Source organism: Geoglobus acetivorans, from assembly GCF_039641995.1.
Lineage (GTDB): Archaea > Halobacteriota > Archaeoglobi > Archaeoglobales > Archaeoglobaceae > Geoglobus > Geoglobus acetivorans.
Map to the genome: position 1 here is coordinate 1383265 of NZ_CP087714.1, position 13729 is coordinate 1396993.

Sequence of the window (13729 nt, forward strand, 5' to 3'; positions counted from 1 at the left end):
AACGTATGTTATGAAAAATTACGATGCGATAGTAATCGGTACCGGTTCAGGCATATCCATTGCAAACAAACTCCTCAGAGATATACCTGATGCAAGAGTTGCAGTTATTGATAGGGATAAACCCGGCGGAATATGCCTTACGAGGGGTTGCATACCATCCAAGCTTGTAATTTCTCCGGTGGAGGTTCTTCATGACATTGAACGGCTGTCCGGACTTATTGAGGTTAAGGACATTCGGGTAAACTTCAGAAGACTTATGGAGAGGATGAGGGAAAAGGTGGGCAGAGAAAGCAGCATGATCGAGAGATCGCTTGGAGAGAGGGAAAACATTGATTATTTTAAGGAAGAGGCATCTTTTACTGGGCCATACAGGTTAAAGGTAGGTGGGGAGGAGATCACCTCAAAGAAGATCTTTATCGGCTCAGGATCAAGGCCCATGGTGCCGGAAATAAAGGGGTTGAGAAATGCAGGTTATCTGACAAGCGACACGCTGCTTGAGCTTGAAGACATGCCAGAAAGCATGGTCATCGTTGGTGGGGGATATGTTGCGGTAGAATACGGAAACTTCTTTGCTCGGGCTGGTTGTGATGTGAAAATAGTTGAAATGATGCCCCGCATTCTTTCAAACGAGGAGCCTGAAATTTCTCGAATCGTGCAGAAAGAGCTCTCTAATCATGCAGAGCTGTTTACATCACATAGGGTTACAGGCGTTGAAAGAAATGGAAATGTCAAGCGCGTCGTTGCGGAAGGCCCTGATGGGAGAGTAGTGGTTGAAGGTGAGGAAATACTCCTGGCGGTGGGCAGAGAATCCAACTCCGACATTCTGAAACCTTGGCTGGGTGGAATAGAAACGGATGAGAGAGGGTGGATAAAGGTCAACGAATTTCTTGAAGCTTCTGTTCCGGGCATTTACGCAATAGGGGATGCGAACGGGAAATACATGTTCAGACATGTGGCAAACAGAGAGGCAGCCATTGCCTATGCGAACGCCTTTCATGATGCCGGAGTGAAAATGGACTATTCTGCAGTACCTCATGCTGTTTTCACTCAGCCAGAGGTTGGAAGTGTTGGTATGACTGAGAAAGAGGCTGTGGAGAGATTTGGCAGGGAGAACATCCTGATAGGATTCGAGGAGCTGAAAACTACTGGAAAGGGCCTTGCCATGAATTCAACAGGGTTTGCCAAGGTGATTGTTCACAGAGAGACAGGAAAAATTCTCGGAGGCCATATTGCAGGTAAATCTGCATCGGTACTTGTTCAGGAAATTGCCACACTCATGGCTCTCGATGCCACATATCATGCCGCACTACATGCGCTGCATATCCACCCATCGCTCAGCGAGGTTGTAAGCTGGGCATTCGGCAACCTCATGAGCGTTGAGGAATATCACCGGCTGATGGAAAAACTTGGCTACTGACAGCACTGCTTTACGCCGTAAATGTTGCACATCACAGGATCGCAGCCAAGAATGTCTCCGCAGTACATCAAAGCCCGGTATCTGCAGCCTCCCCTGCATTCATCCACATACTGGCATGAGCATTCAAGTTCATCGAGTCTCCAGATGTAGGTTCTCTTCAGGTTCTCCCAGCATTTTATGAGACCGTCTCTGATATTTCCACATGGTTCTTCAAAAAACCCGCATTTTACAATGTTGCCTTCAGGGTCCATTTCGCAGTAATGAGTGCCGCAGGCATATCCCTGAATGCTCGGATAGCTTCTTTTTCCAAAGCCGTAATTCTGAAGCACCTCCTTTATACTGTCTGGGGGTGGCAGCATGTCTTTTTCCGTAACGGGAACATCGATGCTCCACCTGTAGACATTCAGGCTTTCAAGAACTCTGCTCATTCTTTCAAACTCGTTTATGTTGTACTTTGTGACCATTGTGGCAACGCTAACATCTACGCTTCCAGAGAGGGATTTGATGACATCTATGGGTTTTTCCCATCCGGCATTTCTCAGCGTTCGGTGTCCTTCGAATCCGTCCAGGCTGATCTGGACTTCATCAACGAGTTCTGTGATTTTATCTATTCTGTCATCATTCAGGAGGTATCCGTTCGTCATAAGGACTATTCTGAACGGGTATCTGCGGGCGTGTTCCAGTAGAGTAAAAATTTTCGGGTGAAGCAGTGGTTCTCCACCTGAGATAAGCAGTTTAAGTCCGCCGATACTGTAAAACTCATCAATTGCTTTCTTGAACGTGGTTTCATCGATATGGGAAGTATTCTGAAGAATATAGCAGTGCTGGCATTTAAGGTTGCAAGAGTGTGTTACGGAAATGAGGAAATGCCGTAGCGATGGTTCGCTCTGCTCCACATACACGTTTTCTTTCTTTTCTGAATTGACTTCAAGAATCCCTTCTGAAATCAAAAAATCCAGGATTTCTCTATCAGCTTCTCTTTCGCTTCCGTCACAGCTCAATAAAAAATAGAAAGCTTCATTATCGAGTTCATACAGGGTGTCGCTTTTTGCATTGTAAGCGTAGTAATCACTGCCGAACTTCCTCAGCAGGATCCTTTCTGCAAGCCTGAGATGCTGCAAACTCTATCTCCTCCAGCGTCAGTTTACCCGTTTCAACAAAATATTTCAGAACTCTGTAGCCAGCGCATTCAAGAGTGTCTCCGGGTTTATAGAAATCACAGGCCCTGCAGATTGCGGTTCTGTAATCAATCTCAGCATGAGTCTCCACACTTGCAGATGCCCGTATCTCTCCTCTCAACTTTGCTCACCTTCATATCGATCACCCAATTAACTGCGTTAAGAAACTATATAAGTCTTTTTATTAAAAAAAGATGTCTATTTATCATCGAGTAATACTTTATTTTACATTCTTGTTACCACATCAGATGAGAATGCCCGTATTGAACAGTTTTGAAAGTTTCAGCTCGAAACCCGCCACGGGCATTGTTATCTCGAATTTTTCCAGAACTTCTGGATGCACTTCACCGAAAACTCCAACTTTTTCCCCTCTGACGATAATATCTGCTCTTCGCCCCTTTATGAAAGCCCCGTCATCGCTCTCATGGGCTTCCCACTCTATGTCCAGCTCATGCATCACCGCCTGCACGACACTTCTGATCTCTGCGAAATTGGCTTTCGAGTGGGTTACACAGGCTGCGAGGTTGAGTCTGTTTTTCGTATTCACGACGACATCCCCCACCTCGAAAATCCTCTGGGGCATCGCTTCATGCTTGTTGTGTTTCAGTAGTTCTATTAACTTCGGGAGTATATGAGTTCTCAGGACTGTATGTTCTTCAGTCAGAGGATGCATAACAGGGGTGTAGTCGTCCCAGGGCTTTGCAGTTCTGTTCATGTGTTCGTACATTGTTCTCTCATTTGTGAGAGTGAACGTTATCACTTCTGTAAACCCGAGACCGATCATTATTTCCTTCACGATATCTTTAAGATTGTTCCATTCATGTTCTCTACCGACACCCGGTGTTTGAGGGTATCTTGCAGCAATTCTGTCGTAGCCGTATCCAATGGCTATGTCTTCAATCACGTCCCATGGGTGCATCACATCTGCCCTGTATGGGGGAATGGTTACGGTTACCTTCTCATCACCGATTTCAAAGCCGTACCTCATTCTTCCGAGAGCAAGTCTCAGTTCATCATCGTTTAGCGTGAAGCCGAGGAGGGAAAAAATCTCTTTTTTGCTCACATTCATTTTTTCTGGTGTCATGTCTGGGGTTTTTTCCACCCTGTCGGGATAGATTATTTCCATGCACTCGATAACTCCTCCTCTGTCTGCAAACATGGCAGTGAGTATTCTCAGGGCTTTGTCAACGTTCTCGTCAAATCCTGTAACGTCAATGAATAGTCCTGAAGTGCCTTCTTTCACTCTCGTCTTTTCAGCATTTATGACTGGAGGGAATGAAATTACCTCATCTTTTGCATCTATGATCATGGGGTATTTTTCCGAATTTTCAAGAATGAAACCGTATTCTTGCCCTTTTGGATGAGCCTCAAGGATTTCCTTTACACTCATCTCTCTGTCGAAGTCAAGCGGGACGAAAGAAAAGTTCTCATCAACCGCCGTGTAGCGGAGTGGAAAGTTCACTCTGTTCAGGTCGTGTATTCCAATGGCCATCTTTCTTCTGTTTCTGCCGATCGTCCAGTGCAGGTCTTCCTGAATCTGGATTATGGATCTCAGGAGTTCCTCATTAACGTGAATGTTTCTGACGATGCAGCCGGTTATTCTCGGCCTCACACTCAGGACGCTTTCATCGACATATATCTTCCAGTTTCCCTCGTTCACCCTGTAATCCTTATAACCGAATTCTATATCGAGGAATCCTCTCAATGCTCTTGCGACACCCTCAACGCTGTACAGGTCAGGGCGGTTGGGGAAAAATTCAACATCAAGATGATCGTCAGCTATACGTTCAATATCGCATCCGAGCATGGGTAATTTTTTGAGTATTGTGTTTCTATCGGCTCCAACCATTCTCTCAAGCTCGTCCCAATATAATGTTATAACTGGCATTGCTTTGCCTGTTTCAATTCAGAATATAAAGTTTAACTAAAGTTTGCGGAACCGAAATAGTTAGTGGATAGAGATATATTGTTGCAGAGATTAATTCTTAATGGTGAGTAAAATGGTAGAAAAATCTGAAGTCGTTGAAAAGCTGAAGACTGTTATAGACCCACATACAAGACAGAGCGTATGGGACATGGGTTTGATAGAACAAGTTGAAGTTGAAGAAGATGTGGTGGACATCATCTTCAGACCCTCTTCCCCGTTCTGCCCAATAGGACAGCAGCTTGCGTTTGCTATCAAGAGGAGCGTTGAGGATCTTGGAGTTAAGGTGAGAGTTAAGGTCGTGGGTTACGTGAAGGAGAATGAGCTGAACGAAGCGCTTTCCAGGTGACCTGAAATGGAAATCGTAGACGTCAGGGGAAAACCCCATCCCGAAAGGCCACCCCTAATACTGCAGAAATTGAAGGAATTTGGTGAGGTGGAGGTTTGGGTGGAGGTGGAACCAAAACCCCTGATGGCCATGCTGAAGGAGCAGGGCTACACAGTCGAGTCAAGCTTTGACGGGGAAAAGTGGGTCGTCAGAATCAGGAAGTAGCATTTGCCGGAGGACGTTTTATGGGAAAGGTCTTTTGGGATAACCTGCCACTCAGGTTTATTTACACTGGGCTAATATACCTGATAGTATCATCCCTTGCGGGTATCTTGGGATTGATGGAATTTCCGGTCAGACCCCTGCACTCCCACATGATGCTCGCGGGCTTTGTAAGCCTGACCATAATTGGTTCGATGTACCAGCTCGTTCCAACCGTTACTGGGACAGAACTTAAGCTTAGAAATCTGGCTGAAATCAGTTATTATCTTGTCAATGCCGGGATTCTGCTTCTCATTGCATCTTTTGTGTCATCGGTCCCATTCTCAGTTTCGGGAATGTTCTATCTGGCAGGAGCGATTTCTTTTGCGGTCGTTGTAGTGGTGACGCTCAGGTACATGAGGCTCAAGAGCCCGGCAGTACCGTTTTTTGTAATGTCTGTGGCTTTTTACCTTGCAGGCATTCTGTATGCGACACTGGCTTTTTCAGGTATCACATCATTCAGTATCTGGGCCCACAGCTACATCCTGATGGCTGGATGGGTGGGAATCACGACGTTTGGCGGGCTTTACGAACTCTTTCCAATGCTTTCACTGAGGAAGCTCAGAAGCACAGGGCTTGCATACGCAACACTTCCGATGCTCATCTTCTCAGTATTGGTGGTATCTTACGGATATCACATCTCCGAAAAATCCTATGTTTGGCTCGGAAAAGCAGTGTTCTCTCTCGCCTTCACAATTCTCGTGATCAATCTCGTCCTAACGCTTTCAAGAAAATCCGAAACTCCTGCCCCACTTGACATCAGCGTTAAATTCTTCATTCCGGCGCTGTTATTCGGTCTTGTTGGTGCTTTTGCGGATCTTTTTGGCATCGAGTGGTATTCGGTATCTCACCTGTATCTTGTCGGGTGGGTAACCCTCACGATCATTGGTGCGGAGTATCACATAATCCCCATGATTTCATGGATGGACAAGTATTCCGCAAAGCTGGGTCTGGAGGAAGTTCCCATGATTGCAGATCTTTTCAACGAAAGTCTGGCAAAGATTCTGCTTCTTCTGTCGGTTGTCGGCGCTCTGCTGATTGTCTGGGATGCAGGAAGACTCTTTGGCGGAATAATTCTGTTTGCTGTGTTTTTGCTGTTCACCTTTGACATGATCATGGTTCAGAGGAGGTGAATGTAAGTACAAAATCCGCCAAACCTTTAAAACCTCTCAGTTCTTCACTTTTATCAATGGACGATCTTAGAGAGATTTTGAAAAAAGTTTCTGAACTGATGGCTGGTAGAGAAGTTACAACTGTGGATGAGATCAAAAGGAATGCCTACAGGGCTATGTTATCCCATTTTCTGTCGAGGCATGTAAGTAGAGACCGGATGGAAAATCTGGTTTCCGAGGTGGTTGAAAGTCTGTGCGAGGTACCTGCGTCAATTAACAGTCTGCATTATTCTGAGAAGCTTGAAATTGAAAACGTTGCCTTCAGGCACATCCATACGTGCAAACCAACAGAAGAGGATCTGGAAAATGCGTACGAGGAGTACCTGAAGTCAAGAAAGCTCATTGATTCGATTGAGATTATGATGGAAGTTACGGATGTGTTTTTCAATGGATATGCAATCGAGGATGGACTGATCAGAGTATATTCAAAGGGCAAATACAAATACGGGGCGTTTTACTCACTTATTGATGACGTAGGAGAGGATCTGGAGATTCATGAACGGGTTGCTACCAGCTTTGACGGAGAGTATGTGGTCGTGGTTCCAACAGAAAACGAACTTACCAGATTTCTGAGGTTCTTCTCAAGGTATTCTGAGAGGGTAAAAAAGGCAGGTTTCAAAATCTGGGTTGTTAATGTTGAGGAAAGGACGATTGATCCATTCATTGGTTACCCGAGGGACTTCCTCCTTCTGAAGGGCTTTAAAAATCCCAGAGTTGCGACCCAGATAAATTCCCTCTGGAGAGTCCAGGTTGAGGAAATGGATTGATAAAAATCGAAAAGATTATACCACTCTATTAATTATGCCAGTTTATGAAGTTTGGAATCGAGTTTGTGCCAAATATGAAATACTACGAGCTTGAATACTATGTTAAGCTCGCAGAGGACAGCGGATTTGAATACACCTGGATCACGGACCACTACAACAACAGAAACGTCTATTCTATGCTGACAATTCTTGCCCTGAAAACGAACAGCATAAAGCTTGGCCCGGGTGTTACGAACCCGTACCACATCTCTCCCGCACTTACTGCCTCAGCAATAGCGACCGTAAATGAGCTGAGCAATGGAAGGGCAGTTCTCGGCATTGGTGCAGGTGACAAGGTTACGTTTGACAGGATTGGAATCAGCTGGAAGAAACCTCTCAGGAGGATGAGGGAAGCGGTTGAGATCATAAGGGCCCTTCACGCAGGAAAGCCGGTAAACTATGATGGAGAAATTTTCAAGTTCAACGGAGCTAGGATGGACTTCAAGGCAGGAAATATACCGATATATATCGGAGCGCAGGGGCCAAAGATGCTTCAGCTTGCCGCAGAGCTTGGTGATGGTGTGCTGATAAACGCCTCACACCCGAAAGACTTTGAGGCGGCGAAGGAGAATATAGATGCCGGATTGGACAAAGCAGGGAAGAGCAGAGACCAGTTCGATACAGTGGCGTATGCCTCAATGAGTGTGGACAAGGACGCTGAAAAGGCAAAGAATGCTGCAAAGATTGTTGTGGCCTTCATTGTAGCAGGTTCTCCGGACGTTATCTTTGAGAGGCACGGCATAAGCATGGATGATGTGAACAAGGTTAGGGAGGCCCTTAACAATGCATTCACCAAGGGTGACTGGCCCGGTGTCAGCAAGGCAGTTACTGATGAGATGATTGAGAGCTTCAGCATCAGCGGCTCACCAGACATGGTAATCGAAAGGATCAGAGAGCTTTCAAAGTCAGGAGTTACACAGGTTGTTGCAGGCTCTCCGATAGGGCCTGACAAGAAGAAGTCTATAAAGCTTATTGGAAAAGAGATAATTCCTGCCTTTAAGGAATAGCTCAGCAATTTTTTTATTTCTTTTCTTCCGTCTAAGCACAATGTTTGAAATGCTGAGAGTTGAGGCAAGAAAAGCGGCAAAAATTCTGGAAAAGCATGATTTTGCGAGAATATATACCCATTATGATGCTGATGGCATTTCAGCCGGGGCCGTAATCTCCGCTGCACTCTACAGAAGGGGTAAGGCATTCCATCTGTCCTTCTTAAGTGGGCTGAATGAGAGTATTGATGTTGATGACGACCTCATTATTTTCGCAGACATGGGGAGCGGTTATCCGGATGTCATCTCCGATATTGATGCTGATGTAGTTGTTGTCGATCATCACTTTCCTGTTGGGAGAATTGAGCCAAAAAAGGATTTTGCACATATAAATCCACATCTTGCTGGAATTGATGGCTCCTATGAGCTGTCAGCAAGTGGAACGGCATACGTTTTTGCAAAGGAGCTTGGTGATAACACGGACCTGTCGTCCGTAGCTCTGGTTGGTATCATCGGAGATAAACAAAAGATTTCCGGAGGAAATGCCGAAATCATTGGTGAGGGGGTTAAGGAGGGCCACATCGAGCAGAAAGAAGGTCTGAGGATGATTTCCGGGAAAATTAGGGACGTTCTCAGGTTGAGTCTTGAGCCCTTCCTTGATTTTTATTCAAAGGAGGAAGAACTTGAGGAATTTCTGAGCCAGATTGGCATTGATGGTGAAAGAGAATTTGACGAACTATCACGGGACGAGGAAAGGAAACTCGCCAACGGAATAGTTCTCCGAATTCTGAAAATGAATTCCTATCCTGGAGTTGTTGAGGATTTCACCGGGATGAGGTTTTACCTGAAAGCCGAGCTTATACAGAACGCCGTGATGATGAGTGAGGTTGTGAACGCCACTGGCAGAAAGGCGGCTAATGCGGTAGGTCTTGCAATCTGCCTGAGAGATGAAAGCTTTCTGGACAAGGGATTTGAGCTGTGGAAGGAATTCACAGAGGGTATTCATGAGGAAATAGAGAGAAGAAGGCACGAGGTTCAGGAAGGAGAATGCATACGTTACCTTGTCATGGAAAATGGAACCTCCACCGGACCAATAGCGTCGGTTTTTTCAAGGTATCTGTTTGCCGACAGACCATTTATCGCTCTGAATATAAAGAAAGATGGCAGGGTGAAGGTTTCGGCGAGGTCGAATCAGAAAATAGCGGAAAAGCTCGATCTTGCCGAGGTTATGAGGGTTGCGGCAGAGAAAGTTGGAGGTAGAGGGGGAGGACATGTGGTTGCCGCCGGTGCGAACATCAGCGATAATGCCGTAGATGATTTCATCAGGGAGGTGGACAGGCTGTGCTGTTCTCAGTTAAGCTCATGATCGATGAGGGGCATCCGGAAATTATCTCGAAGGCTCTGATGCCTGATGACCTCGAGTGGGCGAAAAGCCGTTGTGAGAATGGCGGGCTTGTGGTTGAGGTTAAAACTCATAAAATAGGTGCTTTGATAAATGCGGTTGAGGACTTTTTTATGAACATCAAAGCCTCTTCATCTGCTCTAAACGCTCTGGAGCGAGTTTGAGAATTCTTTTCACGATTTTCGCAGTGCTGCAAAGTTCACATTCTTCTCTGGTATGTATCCTAACGACTTCTGCGTTGATGCCCCGTTTTTTCAGCTCGTCTCTGAGCCATGTCTCATTAAAGTGCTGATCGTGGCCCAGTGCAATCACGTCAGGTTTCAGTTCCTCAATCGGTTTGAAGATGTCCTCTTCATCACCAAGAATTGCCATATCGACTGGTTTTAGGGCTTCAACAACTCTGACCCTCTGTTCTTCTGGAATGATTGGCTTTGGTTTATGTCTGACATTCCGTTCCCTTGCAACGATGACTATGAGATAATCGCCAAGCTTTTTCGCCTCTTCAAGAAATCTTATGTGCCCCGGGTGAATGATGTCAAAAGTCCCTGTTGCCACCACTTTTTTCATCCAGTCAGGGGGTTTGGATGGGCTTATAACTGTTTTGCTGTTCTGCGACCTGTGTTCTCATGCCTCGATTGCCGTGTTTTACATCCAATGGAAAATTGTTTAAATCCTGATGAAGGTACTTCAATGGTGTTTGTCTTTGAATATCTCAGGAACATCAACCATCTGAGGAGGGAACTGGAGTCGAGAGATAGGGCATATTACAGAGCCAGAAAATATCTGCTCAATCGATTCGGGTTCGATGTGGATGATTTCCTGCCTGAACTTTCTGGCGCGGGTTTCTGGAGACAGTTTCTCACGCCAAATTTCGAGAACCTTGTGGGTGAAATCCTCGCGAGGCTTTATGGCATGGAAAAATTCGATTTGACCTATCTGAAGGATGGATTTACAACGAGAAATCCGTTCAAATACAGCCTTGTGAGACCAAAATTTGTAATAAATGATGGCAGGAGATGGATCTTGAAGAAGTATTTCCTGGCTGACCGCTTCCTGAATCATCAGGTTATAAAGGATATAGGTTCTCTGGATAATTTTAAAAAAGCTTACCAGATTCATATCGACTTTGCCGAAAATCTCGGATACAGCAGCGATTCGTGGGATATTTCAACCTTTTTCTCGACCTTTGTTAAATGTTCCCTGGAAACTCTGGAACGGAAGGATGCTGGCAGAGTCTTCAGTAAAGTTTTTGTTCTAACGTCTCAGAATAACGCCCTTGTAAGGAAAAAATTCGAGTTCAATGGCGAGGTATATCGGTCAGGGAACGAGACTCTGAAATTCGAAGACCTGATTGAGCTTGCTGCAGAGGGACTGGTTATGCCAGCAACATCCACCTACTATTCTGAGCTGTTTTATCTTCTACCCGGCATTCTGCTGCCACGATACATCCAGATTGAAGCTGTGTTTGAAACTGCTGACGAATGCATACAGAATCCAGCACTTCAGGGCTTCAGAAAGTGCAGGGAGATCACGGGTTTTTACCCTCTCTTAATCCCAATCCCGGATTTCAATGTCGAGGATGGTTTCAGGTTTACGAAAAATCCTGCCTGTACGACCATCTGCCTTCCAGTTGAGGAGGCGTTCGAGACCGTCGATCCGGAAAGCTCAATAAGCTTTTACCGGACAGCATACATGATCGGAAAAAGGCTGCTTCAAATGTTCAAAAATTAGATTTTCTTCATCTTGGATATGAAAAATCCTGAAGTGTCGTGCATGTGTGGGTAGAGTCTCACAACCCTGTCTGCGTGGGGGAACGTTTTCGTCCCGTATTTTCTTATTCCCGAAACGCCAATCGGCAGGTTGAGGGCGTCTATGCTGAACAGCTCTTTGAGTTTCAGCAGGTTACCTTCATTCTCTTCGAATGTTATGCTGCAGGTGGAGTAAACGACTTCATCACCAATTCTCAGTGCGTTTGTGAGCATTTTTCTCTGAAGTTTGAGGAGGGACTGAAACTTCTTTGCCTCGTATCTCCACTTCACGTACGGGTAGCCCCTTACCGAACCTGTGGATGAACATGGAGCGTCAAGCAGAACCTTATCTGCCTGAGCTTTGAATTTTGATCCATCTCCCACACGAATTTCGACATTTCTTATGCCGAGTTTCTTCATTCTCAGGCGCATTCTTTCGACTCTTTCTTTTGAGTTATCCACGGCAATAATCTTCCCTCTGTTTTCCATCATTGCGGAAATGTGACTTGTCTTTGATCCCGGTGCAGCGGCAAGGTCAACCACCACATCTCCAGGCTCAGGGGACAGCGCATGGCTCACAAGAGCCGAACCGAGATCCTGGAGAACAAAGTCTCTGTCATATCCGTCGAGCAGGGTCAGGGGTTTTTCGTAGCTCACGACTCTGAAGACCTCTGGCAGAACAGTCTCCTCGAGATTCACTCCCTGACCTTCAAGCAACCTCCACAGATTTTCGGGAGATATCCTTATGGTGTTTGCCCTGACGTAGAGAGTCTGATTCAGGTTCGCGATGAGCAGGTTTTCAAAATCCGGCAGGGTTTTTTCGGCGAATTTTATGTACCATTCCGGGTGGAAGTACTTCAGGGCGAGATATTTTCTCCTGCTTCTCTTTCTGATTTTTTCAAGTTCGCTTTCGACATCAAGTTTTTCAGCGTTTCTGAGTATTGCGTTAACAAAGCCTGCTGCTTTTGGGTTGATCTCTTTTGCAATCCTTACAGCACTGTCTGTTGCGAGGGCTGGATGCACGCCCTTGAAGAACATTTCATAGATTGCAATTCTGAGAAGATTCCTTATAAATGGGTTTACGCTGCCGAGATTCCTGAATCCGAGAGATTTTTGCAGGATGAAATCTATATAGTTTCTTCTCTTTGCTACCTCAAACACGTAAGCATGAACACTTCCCCTGATTCTGTAATCCAGGGTCTTATCTGTGAAGTACTCTCTGAGGGCAGATTTCTCTGAAATCGTGTTCTCCTCAAGCAGCTGAAGTACCTCTGCAGCAAGTTTTTGAGTGGGGACTACATTACCACCATCTGTGCGTGCCAGCATTCTCCTATCTTCAAAACTCTGTTTTCATCCACGATTCCCATGCTGATTGCGAGCTTCACGGCCCTCTCTCCTGAAATGTTAGCGATCGTAGCCTGTCTTAGCATTTTCTTCACTTCGCTTTCCTCGTAACTTTTTTCACCGTAAAACTCTTCCCTGATTTCGATTTTCAGCTCGCCTTCTTTGAAATTCCTGCCAATCAGTTCCTCATCACATACAGCAACAAGCACTTCGCCTTTAACTCTGTATATCTTCATTCTGTATTTCATAATCCCTTAACAGAATGTTTCGCACCGCAGGCGAGGCATTTGACGAAGAGCACTCTTTCCTCTCTTACGAACTCGGTGTCCGGCGCTCCACATTCCTTGCAGATGACGTAGGTTTTGACATAGTCATCGATTTCCTTCTGCACCTCCCTTTCTGAGAATTTTCCCTGAAGAATGAGTCTTCCAGACTCTACAACACCCGCGGTTCCGAGTGATCTTACAAGGTACTTGTAAAGATGTTCTTCACTTCTGTTTATCATCTTGGCTATCGATCCAAAATTCTTTACGATTGTTCTGCTACCTTCTTTCTGAACACTCACCCTCGGGATTTCGAATCTATCTCTGCTGGTAACCTTTTCCGGGAGGAGAGCGTAAGCCCTTTCAAGCAGTTCATCATAACTCTTCATAATCCAACCTCTCTGCAAGCACATAATTAAGTTTTTTCGCCTGTTCGACAAACTCTTCAGGGTAGTTCTCCGAATAGTAAAGGTGCGAGTAGCATTTGCAGTCTGAGCTACCAAAACCTTTTATTCCTTCCATGGAGTTTGATGCAAGCTCAGCAAGCTTATGTTCGTCGGCCAGACATCTGTAGGCTTCTATGGCTCTTGCATTTACGCTGAGATAATCCACGTGCCACCTCAGCTTCTTTTTCTTGGAAAAATGCCTCTTCACCCTCTTGGAGAAACCTCTTTTTGCAGAACCCGTGTAAATATAATACCCCTTTCTGAACTTTATCTTGCCAAGCCTGCCAACCTCGATTTCTTTGTCCTCGTCGAGTCTGAATATCACAAAATACATGTTTTGAAAATTGCTGCCAGTATTTATATATGGCTGTTTTCATGAACCAAATTCACTGACTTCTCCACTGCAAAGTCCACAGTTTTTCACCTTTCCTCACAAAAAATGGGGTTATTATCT

Annotated in this window: 17 protein-coding genes; 9 read left to right on the top strand and 8 right to left on the bottom strand. The window is 45.4% G+C overall.

From position 1 onward, the window contains the following. The first annotated feature begins 10 nt into the window (after positions 1-10). Positions 11-1417, top strand: coding sequence for a dihydrolipoyl dehydrogenase (locus LPQ35_RS08090; RefSeq protein WP_193808274.1), 1407 nt, complete (start codon positions 11-13; stop codon positions 1415-1417). Here the strand turns inward: LPQ35_RS08090 and LPQ35_RS08095 are convergent. From LPQ35_RS08095 to pheT, 3 genes are all read right to left on the bottom strand, one after another. Continuing rightward, a complete protein-coding gene (locus LPQ35_RS08095; protein ID WP_193808275.1) occupies positions 1411-2538 on the bottom strand; it encodes a radical SAM protein in 1128 nt (375 codons plus the stop codon). The genes LPQ35_RS08090 and LPQ35_RS08095 overlap by 7 nt on opposite strands. Next, entirely contained in the window at positions 2486-2716 is a 231-nt protein-coding gene (locus tag LPQ35_RS08100) for a hypothetical protein (RefSeq protein ID WP_193808276.1), read from the bottom strand. The genes LPQ35_RS08095 and LPQ35_RS08100 overlap by 53 nt, the downstream gene beginning before the upstream one ends. Before the next feature lie 123 nt (positions 2717-2839). Then, a complete protein-coding gene (gene pheT / locus LPQ35_RS08105; protein ID WP_193808277.1) occupies positions 2840-4483 on the bottom strand; it encodes a phenylalanine--tRNA ligase subunit beta in 1644 nt (547 codons plus the stop codon). A 112-nt stretch (positions 4484-4595) separates the two neighbouring features. Here pheT and LPQ35_RS08110 point away from each other — a divergent pair, with 112 nt between their 5' ends. Genes LPQ35_RS08110 through LPQ35_RS08140 form a run of 7 tightly spaced genes read left to right on the top strand, consistent with a single transcriptional unit; the run spans position 4596 to position 9638 of the window. Continuing rightward, a complete protein-coding gene (locus tag LPQ35_RS08110; RefSeq protein ID WP_193808278.1) occupies positions 4596-4868 on the top strand; it encodes an iron-sulfur cluster assembly protein in 273 nt (90 codons plus the stop codon). Between the two features lie 6 nt (positions 4869-4874). Next, positions 4875-5072: a DUF2249 domain-containing protein gene (locus tag LPQ35_RS08115; protein ID WP_193808279.1), complete on the top strand. Its 198-nt coding sequence runs from the start codon at positions 4875-4877 to the stop codon at positions 5070-5072. Positions 5073-5092: 20 nt separating this feature from the next. Next, the gene (locus LPQ35_RS08120) at positions 5093-6241 is read left to right on the top strand and encodes a hypothetical protein (protein ID WP_193808280.1); all 1149 of its coding nucleotides are present in this window, start codon (positions 5093-5095) and stop codon (positions 6239-6241) included. A 56-nt stretch (positions 6242-6297) separates the two neighbouring features. Continuing rightward, on the top strand, positions 6298-7047 hold the full coding sequence (locus LPQ35_RS08125) for a hypothetical protein (protein WP_193808281.1): 750 nt from the start codon (positions 6298-6300) through the stop codon (positions 7045-7047). A gap of 44 nt (positions 7048-7091) precedes the next feature. Next, the gene (mer, locus tag LPQ35_RS08130) at positions 7092-8093 is read left to right on the top strand and encodes a 5,10-methylenetetrahydromethanopterin reductase (protein WP_193808282.1); all 1002 of its coding nucleotides are present in this window, start codon (positions 7092-7094) and stop codon (positions 8091-8093) included. Positions 8094-8133: 40 nt separating this feature from the next. Further along, entirely contained in the window at positions 8134-9438 is a 1305-nt protein-coding gene (locus LPQ35_RS08135; protein WP_193808283.1) for a DHHA1 domain-containing protein, read from the top strand. After that, entirely contained in the window at positions 9414-9638 is a 225-nt protein-coding gene (locus LPQ35_RS08140; protein WP_193808284.1) for a KEOPS complex subunit Pcc1, read from the top strand. The genes LPQ35_RS08135 and LPQ35_RS08140 overlap by 25 nt, the downstream gene beginning before the upstream one ends. Here LPQ35_RS08140 and LPQ35_RS08145 read toward each other — a convergent pair. Beyond that, positions 9595-10041, bottom strand: coding sequence for an adenylyltransferase/cytidyltransferase family protein (locus tag LPQ35_RS08145; protein ID WP_193808285.1), 447 nt, complete (start codon positions 10039-10041; stop codon positions 9595-9597). The two genes, LPQ35_RS08140 and LPQ35_RS08145, sit on opposite strands and share 44 nt — an antisense overlap. Before the next feature lie 123 nt (positions 10042-10164). Here LPQ35_RS08145 and LPQ35_RS08150 point away from each other — a divergent pair, with 123 nt between their 5' ends. Next, positions 10165-11205 carry a hypothetical protein gene (locus LPQ35_RS08150; RefSeq protein WP_193808286.1) on the top strand — a complete coding sequence of 347 codons (1041 nt, stop codon included), beginning with the start codon at positions 10165-10167 and terminating at the stop codon, positions 11203-11205. Here the strand turns inward: LPQ35_RS08150 and LPQ35_RS08155 are convergent. From LPQ35_RS08155 to LPQ35_RS08170, 4 genes are read right to left on the bottom strand one after another with little or no spacing between them, the layout of a single operon-like run. Further along, the gene (locus LPQ35_RS08155; protein WP_193808287.1) at positions 11202-12548 is read right to left on the bottom strand and encodes a transcription antitermination factor NusB; all 1347 of its coding nucleotides are present in this window, start codon (positions 12546-12548) and stop codon (positions 11202-11204) included. The genes LPQ35_RS08150 and LPQ35_RS08155 overlap by 4 nt on opposite strands. Further along, entirely contained in the window at positions 12518-12814 is a 297-nt protein-coding gene (locus LPQ35_RS08160) for a DUF424 family protein (RefSeq protein ID WP_193808288.1), read from the bottom strand. The genes LPQ35_RS08155 and LPQ35_RS08160 overlap by 31 nt, the downstream gene beginning before the upstream one ends. Then, positions 12811-13218, bottom strand: coding sequence for a translation initiation factor IF-2 subunit beta (locus LPQ35_RS08165; RefSeq protein ID WP_048090726.1), 408 nt, complete (start codon positions 13216-13218; stop codon positions 12811-12813). The genes LPQ35_RS08160 and LPQ35_RS08165 overlap by 4 nt, the downstream gene beginning before the upstream one ends. After that, the gene (locus LPQ35_RS08170; protein ID WP_193808289.1) at positions 13205-13609 is read right to left on the bottom strand and encodes a DUF123 domain-containing protein; all 405 of its coding nucleotides are present in this window, start codon (positions 13607-13609) and stop codon (positions 13205-13207) included. Before LPQ35_RS08170 ends, LPQ35_RS08165 begins: the two co-directional genes overlap by 14 nt. Positions 13610-13729 lie beyond the last annotated feature (120 nt).

Excerpts from the sequence above, each read along its gene's own strand:
- LPQ35_RS08090 (WP_193808274.1), top strand. The coding sequence starts at position 11 with ATGAAAAATTACGATGCGATAGTAATCGGTACCGGTTCAGGCATATCC.
- pheT (WP_193808277.1), bottom strand. The coding sequence starts at position 4,483 with ATGCCAGTTATAACATTATATTGGGACGAGCTTGAGAGAATGGTTGGA.
- LPQ35_RS08110 (WP_193808278.1), top strand. The coding sequence starts at position 4,596 with ATGGTAGAAAAATCTGAAGTCGTTGAAAAGCTGAAGACTGTTATAGAC.
- LPQ35_RS08115 (WP_193808279.1), top strand. The coding sequence starts at position 4,875 with ATGGAAATCGTAGACGTCAGGGGAAAACCCCATCCCGAAAGGCCACCC.
- LPQ35_RS08120 (WP_193808280.1), top strand. The coding sequence starts at position 5,093 with ATGGGAAAGGTCTTTTGGGATAACCTGCCACTCAGGTTTATTTACACT.
- LPQ35_RS08125 (WP_193808281.1), top strand. The coding sequence starts at position 6,298 with ATGGACGATCTTAGAGAGATTTTGAAAAAAGTTTCTGAACTGATGGCT.
- mer (WP_193808282.1), top strand. The coding sequence starts at position 7,092 with ATGAAGTTTGGAATCGAGTTTGTGCCAAATATGAAATACTACGAGCTT.
- LPQ35_RS08135 (WP_193808283.1), top strand. The coding sequence starts at position 8,134 with ATGTTTGAAATGCTGAGAGTTGAGGCAAGAAAAGCGGCAAAAATTCTG.
- LPQ35_RS08145 (WP_193808285.1), bottom strand. The coding sequence starts at position 10,041 with ATGAAAAAAGTGGTGGCAACAGGGACTTTTGACATCATTCACCCGGGG.
- LPQ35_RS08150 (WP_193808286.1), top strand. The coding sequence starts at position 10,165 with ATGGTGTTTGTCTTTGAATATCTCAGGAACATCAACCATCTGAGGAGG.
- LPQ35_RS08155 (WP_193808287.1), bottom strand. The coding sequence starts at position 12,548 with ATGCTGGCACGCACAGATGGTGGTAATGTAGTCCCCACTCAAAAACTT.
- LPQ35_RS08160 (WP_193808288.1), bottom strand. The coding sequence starts at position 12,814 with ATGAAATACAGAATGAAGATATACAGAGTTAAAGGCGAAGTGCTTGTT.
- LPQ35_RS08165 (WP_048090726.1), bottom strand. The coding sequence starts at position 13,218 with ATGAAGAGTTATGATGAACTGCTTGAAAGGGCTTACGCTCTCCTCCCG.
- LPQ35_RS08170 (WP_193808289.1), bottom strand. The coding sequence starts at position 13,609 with ATGTATTTTGTGATATTCAGACTCGACGAGGACAAAGAAATCGAGGTT.